Origin of the sequence: Rosistilla carotiformis (assembly GCF_007753095.1) — a bacterium.
In the GTDB taxonomy this organism is placed as follows: Bacteria; Planctomycetota; Planctomycetia; order Pirellulales; family Pirellulaceae; genus Rosistilla; species Rosistilla carotiformis.
The window spans coordinates 4,328,869-4,345,549 of record NZ_CP036348.1 but is presented as its reverse complement, the minus strand read 5'-3'; the positions used below and the strand labels follow the sequence as shown (position 1 = coordinate 4,345,549).

The window sequence follows — 16,681 nt, the reverse complement described above, 5'->3', positions numbered from 1 at the left end:
CCCCCTTCCGAAGACAAACTAAATCTTGACACGGCGGTTCGATTCATTCGAGCCGCCGTTTTGCTTAGGCCGATAATAACGGTAGTGCGGGTTGTAACCCCTTCGATTCGCACCCTTTTGAAAGCCCTTCGATCTCTGCTGCCCAAACGGTTACTCCATGGGAACGATTCAATCATCTGTCGGTTTAATCACCGGGATTCCGATCCAGGAAACCGTCGAACAATTGATGGCAATCTCGGCGCGGCCACGCGATCTGCTGTCGGCGCGAACCGCCGCGCTGCAACAGGAACAGGTCGCGATCACCGAATTGACAGCATTGGCTGTCGGTCTCGAACTGGCCAGCGCCAGCTTTGGAAGCGAATCGCTTTACGAGACGACGGCGGTTTCTTCGTCCAACAGCGATGCCCTTTCGGTGATCCAGACCGCCGATTCGGTCAATCTGCAAAATCAACAGGTCCGCGTGGTCCAATTGGCGCAGACCAACAGCTTCGGTTCGCGCAACCTCGGCAGCAGCACCGAATCGTTGGGCTACAGTGGCCAATTGACGATCGAAACCGGCGGATTTATCGACAATAGTGTCGCCCTGGAAGATCTCAATGGCGGCCGCGGTGTGGAGCGGGGTCAGATCCGGATTACCGACCGTAGCGGAAATTCCGCGACGATCGACCTTCGCGGTGCCGCGACGATCGACGATGTCCTGGCGACAATTAATGAATCGTCCGACATCGATGTCCGCGCGTCGACATCGGGTGACAAGATCGTGCTGACCGACAAGACAGGCAAGACGCTGTCGAATTTGAGTGTCAGCGAAGTCGGAGGCGGATCGACGGCGTCGGATCTCGGCCTGCGAGGCATTAACACGGCCAGCGATTCAGCGACCGGACGCGATATCTTTTCGCTCTCCGCCGCGACGTCCTTGTCGACGCTTCGCGACGGACTCGGACTCGGTTTTGGCAGCGACGATGATATCGCGATCACGCTTCGCGACGGCACGGAATTGTCGATCGATTTTGACGACTTCTCCCGCGAGGCTTCGATCGCTTCGGGAACCACATCGGCCACCGATCCGAACGCACAATTGACGATCAAGACGGTCGCCAAAGGGGGCGATTACGACGGCTTGGAAGTTCTGTTTGTCAATGACGACGGTGTTGCCGCGGGCAGCGAGACGGTGCAACTGCTGGAAGGTTCGTACGGCAAGCAACTGGTCTTCCATATCGACGAAGGGAACACGACCTCGGCCAATATCGCCGATGCGTTGGCGGGGAATGAAGAACTGGCGGCCCTTTTCACGGCCACCGCGGGGGGCGATGGAACGGGTACCGTTTCCGCCGCCGACTTTGCCGTTGTGAATGGGGGAGCGGCGATCGATCCGCAAACCGATCCGACGATCGAAGACCTGTTGCGCGTCCTCAACGACGCCGATCCGAAGCTGAAGGCGACGCTTAACGCCTCGGGGGATGCGATCCAGTTGACCGATCTCAGTGAAGGGACCGGGACGTTGACGATTGCCGATGCCGAAGGGAGCACGCTCGCCACGGATCTGGGCCTCGTTTTTGAAGGGGAAGCCGACTCGACCACCGGGATCACGCTGCAATCGGGGCTGCAATCGGTTAGCCTCAGCACGCTCGCCGGGGGCGCCGGGCTGGGAACGCTCGGGACGTTGTCGATCACCGTGCACGACGGCTCGACAGCCGATGTCGATCTTTCGGGGGCGACAAGCGTTGCCGACGTGATCTCCGCGATCAACAACAGCGGATTGGATGTCGAAGCGGACTACAACGATCAAGGAACCGGAATCGCAATCCGCGACTTGACCGGGGGCACGGTCAGCAACCTAAAGGTGTCCAGCCTCGATGACACGGCGTCGAAGTTGGGGCTGGAGATCGACACCACCGAAACGTTTGCCAACGGCAACAACCTACGCGCCCAATACGTCTCGCGCAACACCGCTCTCTCCGCTTTAAACCAAGGGCAGGGCGTGGGGACCGGTTCGTTCACGATCCAGGATTCGAACGGGGATGCCTCGATCGTCAGTCTTGGCGCATTGGAACCACAGACGGTTGGCGCGTTGATCGACCAAATCAATGGACTCAGCATTGGTGTCGAAGCGAGTTTGAATGCCGACGGAAACGGGATTCGAATCATCGATACCAGCAACGGTGAAGGAACGTTAAAGATCATCGATCGCAATGGCAGAACCTCGGCGGCCAGCCTGGGAATCGCCGGCACCGCCGAGACCCGCGTAATCGATGGCGAAGTGCGCAGCGTGATCGATGGATCGCAAGGGATCACCGTCAATGTGAATGCATCGGATACCGTCGCCACGATCGCGGCGAAGATTCAAGAGTTGGGGCAGTATGCCTCGGCGTCGGCCGGAAGCGGGCGGTTGGAGATCCTCAGTAAACGGGGCGGCAGCGATGGGCGTTTGGCCGTCTCGACGACCGGTTTTGATATCGGACTGCGACAGACCGCATCGGCGCAGGATGCCATCATCGAAGTCGGCGAAAGCGAATCGGCATCGCTTTTCTACAGCAGCGACAACGTCTTCAGCGATGCCATCAGCGGGCTCTCCTTGACCGCCAAGAAGGTCACCGATTCGCCGGTTGAAGTGAACGTGACCAAGAACAACAGCGCCGTCGTCAGCAGCGTTACGAACTTTGTTTCGGCCTACAACCGTTTGGTGACGCGGATGGATGCGTTGACCGCGTTTGACGAAACTTCGCAAACGGTCGGACTGTTGTTCGGCAGCGGCGAAGTGTTACGCATTCAATCCCAACTGGGAAGCTTGTTCACCGGGCGGATCAACGGCGCCGGCGACATCAAATCGTTGGGCGAGATCGGGATTCGATTGTCCGATACCGGCCAGATGACGTTTGACAGCGCCAAGCTGACCGCAAAGCTGGAGACCGAACCCGATTCGGTCAAAGACTTCTTCACCACCGATTCGACCGGTTTTTCATCGCGGGTTCAAGACGCGATCGACAAGATTGCCGGCGTCGAAAGCAGCGTCCTGTTGAACAAGAACGATGCGTTGCAGCGACGCATCGAAACGAACAACGATCGGATCGCGTCGTACAACCTGCGGCTCGAGTCGGAGGAAGCGCGTCTGTACAAGCAGTACTACGCGATGGAAGAGGCGATCTCGAAATTGCAGTCCAATCAGAGCTATATCAGCAACATCGCTCCGATCACGATGCCGAGCTAGCAGTCCGCCATTCGCCGATACGAACGCTGCTTCGGAGAAGGCTTTCGAAACACCGCAATTCACTTCTTTGCGGACAAATGCAAATCGGCCGGCAGCGATGTTACAATGCCGTAACCAAGCGTCCATCCGGCGGGCGTTTGCGCCCCCCTTTGCTTAGGAACCTGCCATGCCATCGCTTCGACCCACACGACGTACCGCGCTGAAATCTTCGATCGCCTTCGGCGGCTACCTGATTGCCCCCGAGATCTCGGCGGCCGATTCCACATCTGCGAATGAACAATTAAACGTCGCGTGCATCGGAATCGGGGGGCAGGGAGCTGCGAACGTGGGCGGCGTGAAGAGCCAGAATTTGGTGGCCCTTTGCGATGTGGATCAGGTGCGCGGTGGGAAGGCGTTCGAAAAATACAGCCAAGCCGAAAAGTTCGCCGACTATCGCAAGATGTTCGACAAACTGGAAAAGCAGATCGATGCGGTGGTCGTCAGCACGCCCGATCACACCCATTTCCATCCGTCGATGGCGGCGTTGGAACGGGGCAAGCATCTGTACTGTGAAAAACCGATGGCCCATTCGGTTTGGGAAGTTCGTCAGATGACGAAACTGGCCGCCAAGCAAGGCGTCGCCACCCAACTCGGTTGCCAACGGCACGCGATGGCGAACATGCATCGGTCGGTCGAATTGATTCAAGCCGGCGCGATCGGCGACGTTAGCGAAGTCTACAGCTGGGTAGGCGGATCGCGCGGGATGCCGTCGATACCAACACAGTTTCCCAAGGTGCCCGAGACGGTCGATTGGGATCTATGGTTGGGCCCCGCGATGCCCCGCCCCTACGATTCCACGTATTGCCCCTACGGTTGGCGTTTTTGGTGGGACTTTGGCACCGGAGAAACGGGCAACTGGGGATGCCACATTTTGGACATCCCGTTCTGGGCGTTGGGGCTGAAGTATCCTTCGCGCGTCGAAGCGACGGGGCCCGAGGTCGATCCGCAACGGACGCCCAAGCAGATGGCGACCAAGATGCACTTCGCCGAACAAGGCGTGGATCTGCATTGGGATCACGCCAGCGGCGGTCCCGCCAAACTGAAGGAACTGGGACTCGACGGCAAAGACATGAACACGCTCTTTATCGGCAGCAAAGGGATGCTGCTGACCGGATTCAACAAGCTGCGATTGTTGCCCGAGGAGAAGTTTGCAGATTTCCAGTCTCCCGAATCGACGATCCCCAAATCGCCCGGCTTCCACAAGGAATGGATCCAAGCGTGCAAGGGAGGCGCACCGGCGACATGCGACTTCCGCTACTCAGGCCCCTTGGCCGAAACGGTCCTCCTGGGCAACGTCGCCTACCGCGCCGGCGGCAGCTTCGATTGGGACGGCAACACGCTGACCGCTTCGGGCAACGACGCGGTTCCGGCATTGCTGAAGGATGAGTACCGCAAGGGGTGGGAAGTCGCGGAGGTCTGATCGCCAACAGGCCACCGTCCGATTGCTTTGGTCCCGCGCCGGGCCCGTGGCATCGAAAGGGCCGTCTGAGACGGGCGTCTGCGATTTGCCAAGCCCTGGATGTCGAGTCCAGGGCGGGGCGGATTGGAATCAGCGGTCCCGCGGATGGCGGCCGTCGCTGACGTTATTTCAGCAGCTGAGGCACCGGATCGACGCCGGCCGCCAATTCGCCACGCTTCCGTTGGCCGGAACCGGCGACGCCCAGGTCTCCCAGATCGGCGCGGGCTTCGTCGGCCAATGCACTCAATCGAGCCACGATCTCGGGATGTTCAGCGGCGACATTCGATTCGCACCCAATATCGGTCACGACATTAAAGAGCAACGGTTGTGGCGGCGTTTTGCTGCTGAAGTGAGGGTGGTGTGCGATGCGAGTGACCGGCACAAACAGCTTCCATGGTCCGCTGCGGACGGCGTGCAATTGGTCCTGGTGGTAATAGTAGAACGCTTTGTATGGCGTCTTGGCATCCGGCTCGCCATACAGCAGCGGCGCGATGTCGTATCCATCGATCTTGCGATCGGTCGGTGCGCTGCCGCCGGCCAGCTTGGCAAAGGTGGGCAACAGGTCCATCGTCGTGGCCAGTTCTTCGCAAACCGTTCCGGCGGGAACTTTTCCCGGTTGCCAGACGAGGGTCGGCACGCGGAACGCCCCTTCGCTGGTGGTGTAGCCGCGGCCATGCAATGGACGGTTGGACCCACGGCTCAGATCGGTCAGGTCGCGGTTGATCGGAGCGCCGTTGTCGCTGGTCCAGATCACCAAGGTCTCTTCGGCGATTCCCAGTTCTTCCAATTGATCCAACATCTGCCCCATCGACCAATCGAGCTCTTCGATCGAATCGCCCCACGGTCCGTTTTTGCTTTTGCCGCGGAACGCTTCGCTTGAAAAAGGGGTGCTGGTGCTGCCCGGCATCGCTTGTGGGAAATAGAGGAAGAACGGTTCGTCCTTGTGATCGGCGATCCACTTCATGGCCTGTTCGGTGTAGCGTTTGGTCAAACCATCGCGATCACATGGGGCTTCGATCACGGTGTCGTTTTCCATCAGCGGCAGCGGCGGCCAATGGGAACCGTCTTCATCCCAAACCCGTTCGGTCATGTCGTCGGAATACGGGACGCCAAAGAACCAATCAAAGCCTTGGCGGGTGGGCATGAAGGGCGACTGGTCTCCCAGGTGCCATTTGCCGACCATCGCGGTCGCGTAGCCTTGTTGTTTCAGGACTTCGGCGATCGTCACTTCTTCGGGGTTCAGCCCGTACCGCGAAACCGGGCGTATCACCCAACCATCGCGCGGATTCTGGTGCAGCCCGACCCGTTGGGAATAGCATCCGGTCATGATGCTGCTGCGCGACGGAGTGCAGACGCCGGCGGTGACGCAGAAATGGGTGAACTTGCGTCCCTCGCGGGCCATCCGGTTCAAGCTGGGGGTGCGGTGGAGCGTCGAACCAAACGGTTCGATATCGCCATAACCGAGGTTGTCGCAGTAGATGATGATGAAGTTGGGGGGACGATCGGCGGCGTGGGCCAGCTGGCAGGTGGAGATCACCGAGTTGGCGGGCATGGTGGTGGCCAATAGATAGAGAGCCAGTGCGATGCACGCATTGAAGCAGACTCGTGGCATGGGTGGGATTCCTAGGTGGGGACAAGTGATCGTGAAAACGTCTAAATTTTTTCCGCCTTGTTCATTGCCTATGCTAACGCCGCGCGGCGGTGATGACAGCAACCGGTTTGGGGAATCTGCTCTTTATTTACAGCATGGAAATCCAGTATCGAGTTGGAGCAACTGCGCGCCGTTTCCCTTCTGGAGTTCGTTCCCTTGCGTTCTTGGATCATTGTCAGCTGTTTGTGTGCGATCGTGTTGGGCACCGATCTCGGAGGCGCTCGCCTGTGGGATCGCGATGAACCACGCAATGCCCGCTGCGCGGCCGAAATGCTCGAAAATGGCGACTGGATCGTCCCCACGTTTGCCGGCGAACTGCGCACGCACAAGCCGCCGCTGCTGTATTGGATGCAGATCGTCAGCTACAAAGTCTTTGGTGTCAACGAATTTGCGGCCCGACTCCCGTCGGCGCTCTGCGGGTTGGGGACGGTGTTGTTGACGATGGCGATCGCCACGGTTTTGTTGGGAGCCCAGGTCACTCCGTGGGTTGGCATTTCGCTTGGCACGTCACTCATGTTCGTGCTCGCTTCCCGCGCGGCGACGCCCGACGCGGCATTAACTTTTTGCTCCACCCTCGCCGTCGCCCTCTACGTCCTTTTTTCACATCGCCGCATTAGCGATGGATTCGTCGAACGGGTCGAATTCCACTGGCCAACACGCTGGGGATGGTCCGCGGTTTACGCCGCCTGCGGCCTGGCCGTGCTCGCGAAAGGCCCGATCGGCTTGCTGCTGCCCGGCAGCGTGATCGGTCTGCATGCCATTTGGCAGCGGCATTCCGGCGCGGCAGAAACGGTTGCGACCGCTGGCGACGCGGGATTCCTAGCCCGCTGCGGACGTGGGATCGCATTTGCGGTGCGTCTAGTCGGCGAAGCAATCGCGACGGCTTGGCGGATGCACCCCATCCTGGCTTTGGCGGCGGTGATGTTGGTTGCTGGGCCGTGGTACGTTGCGGTCGGGCAGCAGACCGATGGCGTTTGGTTGCGGGAATTTTTCTTTGAACATAACCTCAGTCGCGCCCTGAGCCCGATGGAAGGGCACTCCGGGCCGCCGATCCTGTTCTACTTGGGGACCCTTTTGGTCGGAACGTTTCCGTGGTCGATGTTTGCGATCCCGATCGGAATCGCCGCCCGCGAAGCCTATCGCACACGCTCCGATTTGCGACCGGCTATCGTCTTGGCGATGGCGTGGATCGCTGTTTATGTCGGATTCTTTTCGATCGCGGCGACGAAATTACCCAGCTACATCACGCCCTGCTATCCCGGAGTGGCGTTGTGTATTGGATGGTTCCTGTACAGCGTGGCACATTCGCAGTTCGATTGGCCGCGTTGGCTCAAAGCGGGCTACCTGTGCGGGATTGTTGTCGGGATCGCGATCGCGATCGGCCTAGCCGGACCGGCAACGGAGATCATTCCCGACGCGTCGATCGTCGGGATCGCGGGAATTGTGTTGGCGGTCGCCAGCTGTCTCGGAGGTGCGTTATCGGTTGAAAAGCATACGGACTTGGGGATTCGGTCGTACGTCGTCGGAGGCGTGTTGGCGACCGCACTGCTGTTCACGCTCGGTCCGCGACTGGCGGACAAACATCGCAGCGAACTGAATTTGCTAACGCAGCAATTGGCCGAACGTGGTCGCGGCGAGATCATGGTGGCCGGGGCGTTGGAACCCAGTTGGATCTTTTATGCCGACGGACCGCTGCCCGAGGTGGCGATTGATCTGGGCGGCCGTTGGATGACCCGCGTCTCGGATCATTTGCAGCAGACCGACCAACGTGTCGCATTGGTTCGCGGAGACCAAGTCGCCCGTTTGACCAGCCATTTGAATCATCGCTTTGGATCCGAATCGATGGAGATCATCTCGCGGACCCGAGGCTTTCTGAACAACGACGATTGGGTGGCGATCCGCTTGGGCACAACCCCGGCTCGGATCACTGCCGCTGAAAACAACCCAACAAAAACCAACTATTAAGAAAACGGAGGTCATCATGGTCGCTCGTTCATTCTCGCTGCAGCTCGCGCTAGCCACCTTGGTCGGTGTGGCCTGTTTGCCGATGTCCCTGTCGGCTCAGCCACCCAAGATTGAAGCCAACAGCCCGTCGGTCTTCAGCAAATTGAATCCCTTGAATTGGTCGGCTCCCAAAATGCCAACCGTCAACTTCCCCACCGTTTCTCAGAAAAAGCCGGCCGCGAAATCGAAGGATCCAGGCTTTTGGAGCAGCGTCGGGACGAGCACCAAGTCGGCCTGGAACAAGACGACCGATTTCCTGAATCCTTTTGATGACAAGCCAAAGAAGAAAAAGAAGTCGGAGAGTTTTTTCAGCAAACTGACCAAGCCGGCTCCGGACCCCGAACCGATCAGCACGGTGGGCGATTTCCTGCAGCAAAAGCATCCCTACTAACGAACGGTCGCGGCGAGGCGTCGCTTGACTGGGCGATGTAGTGAGGGTTCGACCGAACTCATTCGCGATGATTGCAATGTTACGATCACGCGTCGCTTGGCTGAGCGATATACAGAGGGTTCGACGGCTTCGACTGGCCGCTTCTTTTTTGGTGCTCGGTGGGGGAAAGACTCCCTCGATGGAGTCCGGGGGCCACGCCTTTTCTTGGCCGTCGCAGGCGTTACGATGAACTGCAACGATGCAGGTGGGCTGCGTCGTCTGAGATTGATCCGACTGCCTCACGGGTTCATGGATGGCGCGAAACGAACAACTGATCCGACAGCATAAGATCTTGCAACTGTTGGAGGATGCCCGCTATGGGCGGACGCTCGACGAGATCCGCGACGATCTGGTCACCGATCTGGGGTTGTCCAAGCTGCACGAACGGACGGTCCGCCGCGATATCGAGGCGTTGCAATCGGCCGGCTACGATCTGGATGTGGAGACGAATCAGCGCGGCAAGGTTTGGAAGCTGGGCCGCGTAGAGCGAGGGATCCATAAGATCAGTGCCACGGCGACCGAGTTGATTGCGCTGTCGATCGGCCGGGATCTGCTGAACCCCCTGGCGGGAACGCAGTATTGGCAGGGGGTCGAATCGTTCTGGAACAAGCTGGAAGAGGAGGTTCCCAACGGCGTCTACGACCACTATTCCAAGTTCCGTGAGACCCTTTGCGTTTACGGCGTGCCGACCAAGACGTACGAAAAGCATGCGGGGATTCTCCGTACGATCAATCGGGCGATCGTGGAGCATCGGATCGTGGAGATCGATTACCAGTCGCCGGGGCGAGCGGCAACGACGCGGCGGATCGAACCCTACGGTCTGGCGATCTATCAATCCAGCATCTACGTGATCGCGGCGGCGGAGGAGGTCGAGGATCCGAAAGAGCGGATGCGGCACTGGAAACTGGACCGTTTTACGAAAGCGACGGCGTTGGACGAGTGGTTCAAGCCGGATCCCGATCTCGACATCCAGACGCACCTGAGTAAGAGTTTTGGGATTTTCTCGGGCGACGCCACCGAGAGTGTTCAAATTCGCTTGTCCTCCTTTGGAGCTGCCTGGGTTCGCGAAGATCCTTGGCATACCGAGCAACAGTTGGAAACTCAAGACGATGGCAGCGCGGTCCTCACCGTCGCTTCCGCTCACCCCCGCGAATTGATGCCGAAATTGCTGTCACTTGGGGCGGAAGCGGAGGTCATCGGGCCGGAATCGTTCCGCACCGCCGTCGCCGAAGTGATCGCTCGGTTGGCCAAAACGTACGGCGTATAACGACGTTCCAATGGAAGGGCTCGCCAGCGATTGAGCCGTTGGCGTTGCGGCATGATCCGCCGCGATGCGTTCTCCGCGGTCTTGGAATCGCCCACGACGAAACCGTATCTCTTGGGGGGGACGGAGGAAGCGCAGATTCGCTATCGCGAGGCGGTCCAGCGGACGCATCCGTCGTCGGTCGCAGTCATGCGCTGGCTCGCCCGTAAACGCGCCGTTCTCGCGTAGTGGTAGGTCGACGCCGTCCCTCGTTTCGCCGAATCGTCAGGGGCGGCGTACCAGTTGATCCGCACCCGTGTGTAAAGGTTATTGTCGCTGGCGGGATCAAAGCCCTCGATCTCGTCCAACGCATCGATCGTCTCGGCGAGATCCTTCTCTGCGATCGACCAAACTTCTCCCGCAATCCAATCCTCCCCCGCGATCATCGCCGGGTAGGGCCCAAGGTTGTAGAGGCAGCCCCTGACAAAGGCTTCCTCGACCTTCAGCGGTCCCTTGGGCCACATTCGCTCACGGCACTCCCCCCGCTTCAGCGTCCCATACACAAAAATCATCGCAGCTTCATCCATCGCTTCGCTCGCCATAACCCAGTCGTTCTCCCAACCCTCGCCACTAAAACATCGCGCCAGCGCGATCCAAGCGGCGCTGCCACGAAACGCTTTCACGGCCGAGATGGCCGCATCGTGCTTGTTATACACACAGGCCGGTTCGTTTGCTGCGAGCAGTCGTGTCGGGGCAACGGCGTTTCGCCGCCTAAATCCGGGCGACGCTGGTTTTATGATCGAACTCAGGGGGGGAACGGTCTTGCATTTTCGGTTGCACGTGAAGTGAGGGGTGGTAATCCTGTTCTGATTCATCTGGGGGCAGGGGGGCCCGCCTCGAGTGGGCGTGATCAGACGTTTCCGATCAGTCGTGCCCCTACGCTGAGTGTCGAACAGAAATTCGAATTCATTAAAGGACTCGGCCCAACCCGAGATTTCCTGTACCCCGTCTGAGGCCGGAGGCCGACACAGGAACTGCCGGAGGCGTAAGCCTCCGGTCTCCGACAGGCTCCACCCCAGTAGGCTGAAGGCCGACATATGCAAGCGTTGGATCTTTCGGCCAGAGAACCAGGTTCATTAAATGCGGTGCCTACCATCCAGAGGGTTCCGGACCCTATTTTGGTTGTGTGAAATGACGCACCGGTAGCCTTCATTGACGATACGCTATACCGCCACGGAGCTGATGCATTTGGGGGGGCGGTCAGGCCTGCCGTTTGCGAGGAAAGGATGTAATGACAAGGAAGTGGTTTGGGGCGTGTGATGCTGAAAATAACAACGGCAGCGAAATTGCCCAAACGCATTTGCAGTGGAACGCTTTTCGGATTAACGAAATGTTGAGGCAGCCGGACAGGCATCATGTTTGGTGGGGTGAGGGGGCTTGAGCGATTCGTTCGGGGCGTAAGGAGGATGGGGGGGCGGTTTAATGAATCGATGAATACTGCGCGATTTATTTGTGGTTTCCGCGATATCAAAATACCATTGGAGCCGGAACGCCGCTGCCTTCGTCCTCGGGACGACGGGGCGGTGTAGGTGTTGAGATGCTGCAGCGCAGAAGGCACCGCAGTGTCGAGCCAACGGCACGATCCTGCCCCGTGACCATGAAGTTTTAGCAACGAAGTTTGAAGCTTTTGCGAGTCTAGTTTTGGGCACCCGGATCAGCCGTAAACGGCTTTTTCAACCTACCTAACCAATCCGCGTTTCGTTGAGACGCGACTTGTTTGCACGGTTGTGCAGGCTACGCCGAGCGAACGCTTGGGCAATGATTCGATTGCCATGATTTCGATGGACGGGGGGCATTGCTCAATCAAGGATTAAGCAATTAAATCATCGGAAGGACCTTCGGCAGCGTACGGATGGGCTGCGAAGTCGACCAAGAAACAACAATCGGGATCGCCCACGCGAACGTGCGTGGCGATTACCGGTTACTGAAACAAAAGTTTGCACGGATGCATCGACACGACCAACAACACTGTATCGCGATCGTAAGTGCCTGTCACCCAAAGGAACGAAGTGCGCGCCGAAGACGATGTTTCTGTTAAAGTAGAGTTGAAGTATTGATTTTGTTGCTAGGTGGATCGGGGTATGTTGGCAGAGCGTTTGCCGAACTGCTAAGGCACCAGGGGGTCGATTTCCGATCGGTATCGCGGTCCGATTGCGACTACACGCAGCGTGACGCGCTGATCGGTCTGATTTGCGAAAGCAATGCGAGCTTCCTGATCAATGCAGCCGGTTACACCGGCAAGCCAAATGTCGACGCTTGCGAATTGCAGAAGTCGCAGTGTCTTGCCGGCAACGCAGTCTTACCCGGGACGATTCGCGAAGCCTGTGCGATGGCTGGCGATTTGCCTTGGGGGCATGTGTCAAGCGGCTGCATCTACACCGGTGCACGCTTCGATGGCGGTGGATTCAGCGAAGAAGACAGACCGAATTTTTCGTTCCGAACCAACAACTGCAGCTTTTATTCCGGCAGCAAAGCGTTGGGAGAGGAGTGTCTTGTGGGAGCCGAAAACGTTTACGTTTGGCGACTTCGCATCCCATTTGATCACCGCGATTCTCCTCGCAATTATTTGTCCAAGTTGATGCGATACCATCGCTTGTTGGAAGCGACGAATTCGATTTCCCATCTCGGCGATTTTGTTCGCGCCTCGCTTGAGTGTTGGCTGCGACGCGTCCCGACTGGGATATACAACGTTACCAATACCGGCAGCGTGACAACGCGGCAAGTTGTAGGGATGATCGAACAGGAATTGAAGTTGGGTAGGACGTTCGAATACTTCGATTCGGAAGACGAGTTCATGTCGCTGGCCGCCAAGACGCCTCGATCTAATTGCGTAATGGACAACCGAAAGCTGCGTGCGACGGGAATTCCAATCGCCGATGTCGACGATGCGATTCGAGTTTCGTTGCGGAATTGGACCCTCCAGGGGGCCGCATTGTGAAAGGGATCATACTAGCGGGGGGCAGTGGCTCGCGACTGCATCCGATCACCCTCGGCGTCAGCAAACAACTGATCCCCATCTACGACAAGCCGATGATCTACTATCCGCTGTCGACCTTAATGTTGGCTGGAATTCGCGAAGTTCTCGTAATCTCCACACCGCACGACCTTCCGGCTTTTGAACGTTTGTTAGGTGATGGATCGCAGTGGGGGATGTCGTTCTCCTATGCCCAGCAGCCCAAACCCGAGGGACTTGCTCAAGCGTTCATCATCGGCCGTGAATTTGTCGGCAAAGACCGTGTAGCGCTTGTTTTGGGCGACAATATTTTTTATGGCCAAGGTTTTCGCAAAACGCTAGCCAGCGCCGCTTCGAACCAAACGGGAGCGACGATCTTTGGCTATCGAGTGACCGACCCGCAGCGCTACGGCGTGGTCGAATTCGACTCCAACGGCAAAGCTATCTCTCTGGAAGAAAAGCCTAGCCAACCAAAGAGCAACTTCGCCATCCCCGGCCTCTACTTCTACGATAACCAAGTTCTCGATATTGCGGCCAACTTAAAGCCGTCACCGCGAGGCGAATTGGAAATCACCGACGTCAACCGAGCTTACCTCGAGTCGGGCACGCTGGCTGTCGAACAGTTCAGCCGCGGCTTTGCCTGGTTGGACACCGGAACGAAAGATAGCCTGTTGGACGCCTGCAATTTCGTCGCCGCGGTCGAAAAACGCCAAGGGCTCAAGATCGCCTGTCCCGAAGAGATCGCATACTCGCAAGGCTTCATCGATCGCGAACAACTTGTTGCGATCTCCCACCAGTTTAATAACGATTATGGCGCCTATTTGCAAAGGATCTCCCATTGAACGATCCGCGACCAGTGCTTCGTGAGCGCGTGATCACGCCACATGGTGGTTTCGATGCGTTTACCGACGCGATCGCAGCGATGATCAGCGACATACCACAAAGTCGGGCACTCGCTTGGCGAATGTTCCTGCGCGATACCCGGGCGATGTATCGGCAAAGTTTGTTGGGGTACTTTTGGATCCTACTGCCGCCGCTGGCGACAGCCGCGATTTGGATTTTCTTGAACAATGAACAACTCGTATCGATCGATACCGGCAACGCGCCGGTGCCAATATTTGTCTTGACCGGAACGGTATTATGGACGGCATTTAACATGTCGGTCGTCGGCATGCAGGCGATTATGGCGGAAGCGCGAAGCGTCCTGTCTAAAGTCAATTTTCCTCACGAAGCGTTGGTCCTATCCGGGATCGGCAAGGCGCTTTTAAATACGATGATTCCGGCGTTGGTTTTGATTCCCGCGCTGCCAGCCTACGGAATTGCGTTCTCGTGGAGCATGTTGTTGTTCCCGCTTGGTTTCCTAACACTTGTCGTATTTGGGTGTGCTTTGGGCCTGATTTTGGTTCCTTTGTCCGCGCTGTACATGGACATTGGCCGAGCTGTTCAATTGGGGTTGCGATTTGGTTTCTTTGCAACGCCCGTGATCTATGCGCTTCCAGCCTCGGGAAGTACGCACAATCTGTTGTTGTTGAACCCTATCACCGCGCCGTTGGTCTCCAGTCGCTATTGGTTGATTGGCAGCGAGTCGTCCTTTGGGTTGTTGACCGGGATCACGCTGCTTCTGAGTTTCTTATCGTTGGTTGCTGCGACCGTTGTGTTTAAGGTCACCATGCCTCATATCATTGAGCGAATGAACGCTTAATCGCGAACTGCAATTCGTTATGTCCAAAGACAGTGAAGTATTAATCCGCGCCGAGCACGTTTCCAAAAAGTTCTGTCGGTCGCTGCGCCGTTCGCTCTGGTACGGCGTCCAGGACATGGCGACGGCTTTAAATCCGTGGCACCAAGGTCCCGGTCGTGATGGTTCGACCCGAGAGTTACGGAACGATGAGTTCTGGGCGGTGCGCGATGTCTCCTTTGAGGTGAAGCGGGGGGAGTGTTTGGGGTTGATCGGACACAATGGCGCTGGGAAGAGCACGCTGTTGAAAATGTTGAACAGCCTGAATCGTCCCGACGAGGGGCGGATCACGATGCGAGGTCGTGTAGGCGCGTTGATCGAATTGGGGGCGGGCTTCAAGCCGATTCTGACGGGCCGCGAGAATATCTACAATCAGGCCGCTTTGCTTGGATTTTCGAAGCGGGAGACCGATGCCAAGCTCGATGCAATCATCGACTTCTCGGAACTAGAAGACTTTCTCGACATGCCGATGCAGAACTACAGTTCGGGCATGAAAGTCAAACTTGGTTTTGCGGTCTCCAGCCAAATGGAACCCGACGTTCTTCTGATCGATGAAGTTCTTGCCGTTGGCGATCTGGGGTTTCGTTTCAAGTGTCTGAATAAGATTGCTGATCTATTGAACAATTGTGCTGTGGTATTCGTTTCGCACTCGATGCCACAAGTAATGCGGGTTGCAACTGACATTATGGTGCTCGAAGGAGGAAGGATCGGATATCACGGTAGCGATGTTTCCAAAGGACTCCATACCTATTTTAACTTGTTTGACGAAGGTGGTTTGAAGGTTACCGGTTCGGGGGAAGTAACGGTTACGAGCGTGCGCGCGGCCTCGGGAACCGAATCATGTTATTCAACCGGAGCGATCAATGCAGAACATGGTTGTCGCCTTCGATTTGAGATCGAAATGCGAGCCGAGCCCCATATCAAAGATGCCGTAATCCAGGTTTTGTTGTGGAACCATGAAATGTTGCCGGTCCTGGATATCGTTGATCGCGGTTGCCATGGATTTAAGTTTTCTCCTGGAGATGGCCGCACCGAAGTCGCGGTCGAAATCGACAACTTGCCATTGAATGCGGGGCGTTATCAAGCAAGTATTATCGTGACGCATCCCGGTCTCGAGCGCGTTTATTGCCAGATGGATCATGCCGTGAGCGTAACCGTCAGCACGGGGAGTCCTGCATCAGGGGCCGGTTGTGTGTCGCTGGGCCATTGGCGGCACGTGCATTCAAATCTATCTTTAGCGACACGCGAAACGCTAACGCGCCGAGAAGCCGATGGCCAAAAGATATCGCAGGACGATCTTTGCATTTTCGACGAAATTTGTCCTGGTGATGTCGCCATCGATTGTGGCGCTAACGTTGGAATCGTCACCGAATTGATGGCCCAACGCGGCGCACAGGTGCATTCCTTTGAGCCTGACCCTGCGGCGTTCGAGGTGCTTCGTCAAAAATTTGCGGGCTGTGAAAATGTTCATCTTCACAATCAAGCGGTTTCGAATCGAAGCGGAACGATGAGGCTGTATTATCGGGAAGAACATGCCATCGATCCCGTGAAATTTTCAGTTGGATCGACGCTGCACAGCGGGAAATCGGATGTGAATCTGGCAACCTACGCCGACGTTGAGGTTGTCTCGCTTTCGGATTTCTTACAACAGTTCGACCGGATTCGCATCCTTAAGCTGGACATCGAAGGCGCCGAGTGCGATGTGTTGGATGATTTGATCGAGAAGGGGGGCTTTGGCAAGATCGACCTCACACTTGTCGAGACGCATGAAGAATGGATTCCCGAAACGATTCCTAGACTGGAAACCATCAAGCGTAAATTGGTCAATCGCGATATCAACAACGTTTACCTAAATTGGATCTGACCCGTTGCGATCCACTCTAAGCGTACTTCAAG

General features: G+C 57.2%; 11 protein-coding genes. 9 read left to right on the top strand and 2 right to left on the bottom strand.

All coding sequences use genetic code 11. The features are described from left to right. Nucleotides 1-157: 157 nt before the first annotated feature. A complete protein-coding gene (gene fliD, locus Poly24_RS15685; RefSeq protein ID WP_145097232.1) occupies nucleotides 158-3,208 on the top strand; it encodes a flagellar filament capping protein FliD in 3,051 nt (1,016 codons plus the stop codon). A 166-nt stretch (nucleotides 3,209-3,374) separates the two neighbouring features. Next, complete coding sequence (locus Poly24_RS15680; protein WP_145097229.1) at nucleotides 3,375-4,667, top strand: Gfo/Idh/MocA family protein; 1,293 nt, start codon at nucleotides 3,375-3,377, stop codon at nucleotides 4,665-4,667. A gap of 163 nt (nucleotides 4,668-4,830) precedes the next feature. Here Poly24_RS15680 and Poly24_RS15675 read toward each other — a convergent pair whose 3' ends face one another. Continuing rightward, the gene (locus tag Poly24_RS15675) at nucleotides 4,831-6,318 is read right to left on the bottom strand and encodes a sulfatase family protein (protein WP_231753166.1); all 1,488 of its coding nucleotides are present in this window, start codon (nucleotides 6,316-6,318) and stop codon (nucleotides 4,831-4,833) included. Nucleotides 6,319-6,513: 195 nt separating this feature from the next. Here Poly24_RS15675 and Poly24_RS15670 point away from each other — a divergent pair, with 195 nt between their 5' ends. From Poly24_RS15670 to Poly24_RS15660, 3 genes are all read left to right on the top strand, one after another. Further along, on the top strand, nucleotides 6,514-8,322 hold the full coding sequence (locus Poly24_RS15670; protein ID WP_145097226.1) for an ArnT family glycosyltransferase: 1,809 nt from the start codon (nucleotides 6,514-6,516) through the stop codon (nucleotides 8,320-8,322). A 16-nt stretch (nucleotides 8,323-8,338) separates the two neighbouring features. Beyond that, on the top strand, nucleotides 8,339-8,752 hold the full coding sequence (locus Poly24_RS15665) for a hypothetical protein (RefSeq protein ID WP_145097223.1): 414 nt from the start codon (nucleotides 8,339-8,341) through the stop codon (nucleotides 8,750-8,752). Between the two features lie 292 nt (nucleotides 8,753-9,044). Further along, nucleotides 9,045-10,058 carry a helix-turn-helix transcriptional regulator gene (locus Poly24_RS15660; protein WP_145097220.1) on the top strand — a complete coding sequence of 338 codons (1,014 nt, stop codon included), beginning with the start codon at nucleotides 9,045-9,047 and terminating at the stop codon, nucleotides 10,056-10,058. Between the two features lie 140 nt (nucleotides 10,059-10,198). Here Poly24_RS15660 and Poly24_RS27100 read toward each other — a convergent pair whose 3' ends face one another. Further along, nucleotides 10,199-10,750, bottom strand: coding sequence for a gamma-glutamylcyclotransferase family protein (locus Poly24_RS27100; RefSeq protein ID WP_197451947.1), 552 nt, complete (start codon nucleotides 10,748-10,750; stop codon nucleotides 10,199-10,201). A 1,397-nt stretch (nucleotides 10,751-12,147) separates the two neighbouring features. On the opposite strand from Poly24_RS27100, the gene Poly24_RS15650 reads away from it, so the two are divergent. The 4 genes from Poly24_RS15650 to Poly24_RS15635 are packed head-to-tail and all read left to right on the top strand — an operon-like array spanning nucleotide 12,148 to nucleotide 16,649. After that, nucleotides 12,148-13,032, top strand: coding sequence for a sugar nucleotide-binding protein (locus Poly24_RS15650; protein ID WP_145097213.1), 885 nt, complete (start codon nucleotides 12,148-12,150; stop codon nucleotides 13,030-13,032). Beyond that, complete coding sequence (gene rfbA, locus Poly24_RS15645) at nucleotides 13,029-13,889, top strand: glucose-1-phosphate thymidylyltransferase RfbA (protein ID WP_145097209.1); 861 nt, start codon at nucleotides 13,029-13,031, stop codon at nucleotides 13,887-13,889. Before Poly24_RS15650 ends, rfbA begins: the two co-directional genes overlap by 4 nt. Then, nucleotides 13,886-14,749, top strand: coding sequence for an ABC transporter permease (locus Poly24_RS15640; protein ID WP_145097206.1), 864 nt, complete (start codon nucleotides 13,886-13,888; stop codon nucleotides 14,747-14,749). Before rfbA ends, Poly24_RS15640 begins: the two co-directional genes overlap by 4 nt. Nucleotides 14,750-14,768: 19 nt before the next feature. Further along, complete coding sequence (locus Poly24_RS15635) at nucleotides 14,769-16,649, top strand: FkbM family methyltransferase (protein WP_145097203.1); 1,881 nt, start codon at nucleotides 14,769-14,771, stop codon at nucleotides 16,647-16,649. The last annotated feature ends 32 nt before the right edge of the window (nucleotides 16,650-16,681 follow it).

What these genes read in the sequence shown, in the direction of transcription:
- Poly24_RS15660 (WP_145097220.1), top strand. Translation starts at nt 9,045, where the DNA reads ATGGCGCGAAACGAACAACTGATCCGACAGCATAAGATCTTGCAACTG.
- Poly24_RS15665 (WP_145097223.1), top strand. Translation starts at nt 8,339, where the DNA reads ATGGTCGCTCGTTCATTCTCGCTGCAGCTCGCGCTAGCCACCTTGGTC.
- Poly24_RS15675 (WP_231753166.1), bottom strand. Translation starts at nt 6,318, where the DNA reads ATGCCACGAGTCTGCTTCAATGCGTGCATCGCACTGGCTCTCTATCTA.
- Poly24_RS15635 (WP_145097203.1), top strand. Translation starts at nt 14,769, where the DNA reads ATGTCCAAAGACAGTGAAGTATTAATCCGCGCCGAGCACGTTTCCAAA.
- fliD (WP_145097232.1), top strand. Translation starts at nt 158, where the DNA reads ATGGGAACGATTCAATCATCTGTCGGTTTAATCACCGGGATTCCGATC.
- Poly24_RS15680 (WP_145097229.1), top strand. Translation starts at nt 3,375, where the DNA reads ATGCCATCGCTTCGACCCACACGACGTACCGCGCTGAAATCTTCGATC.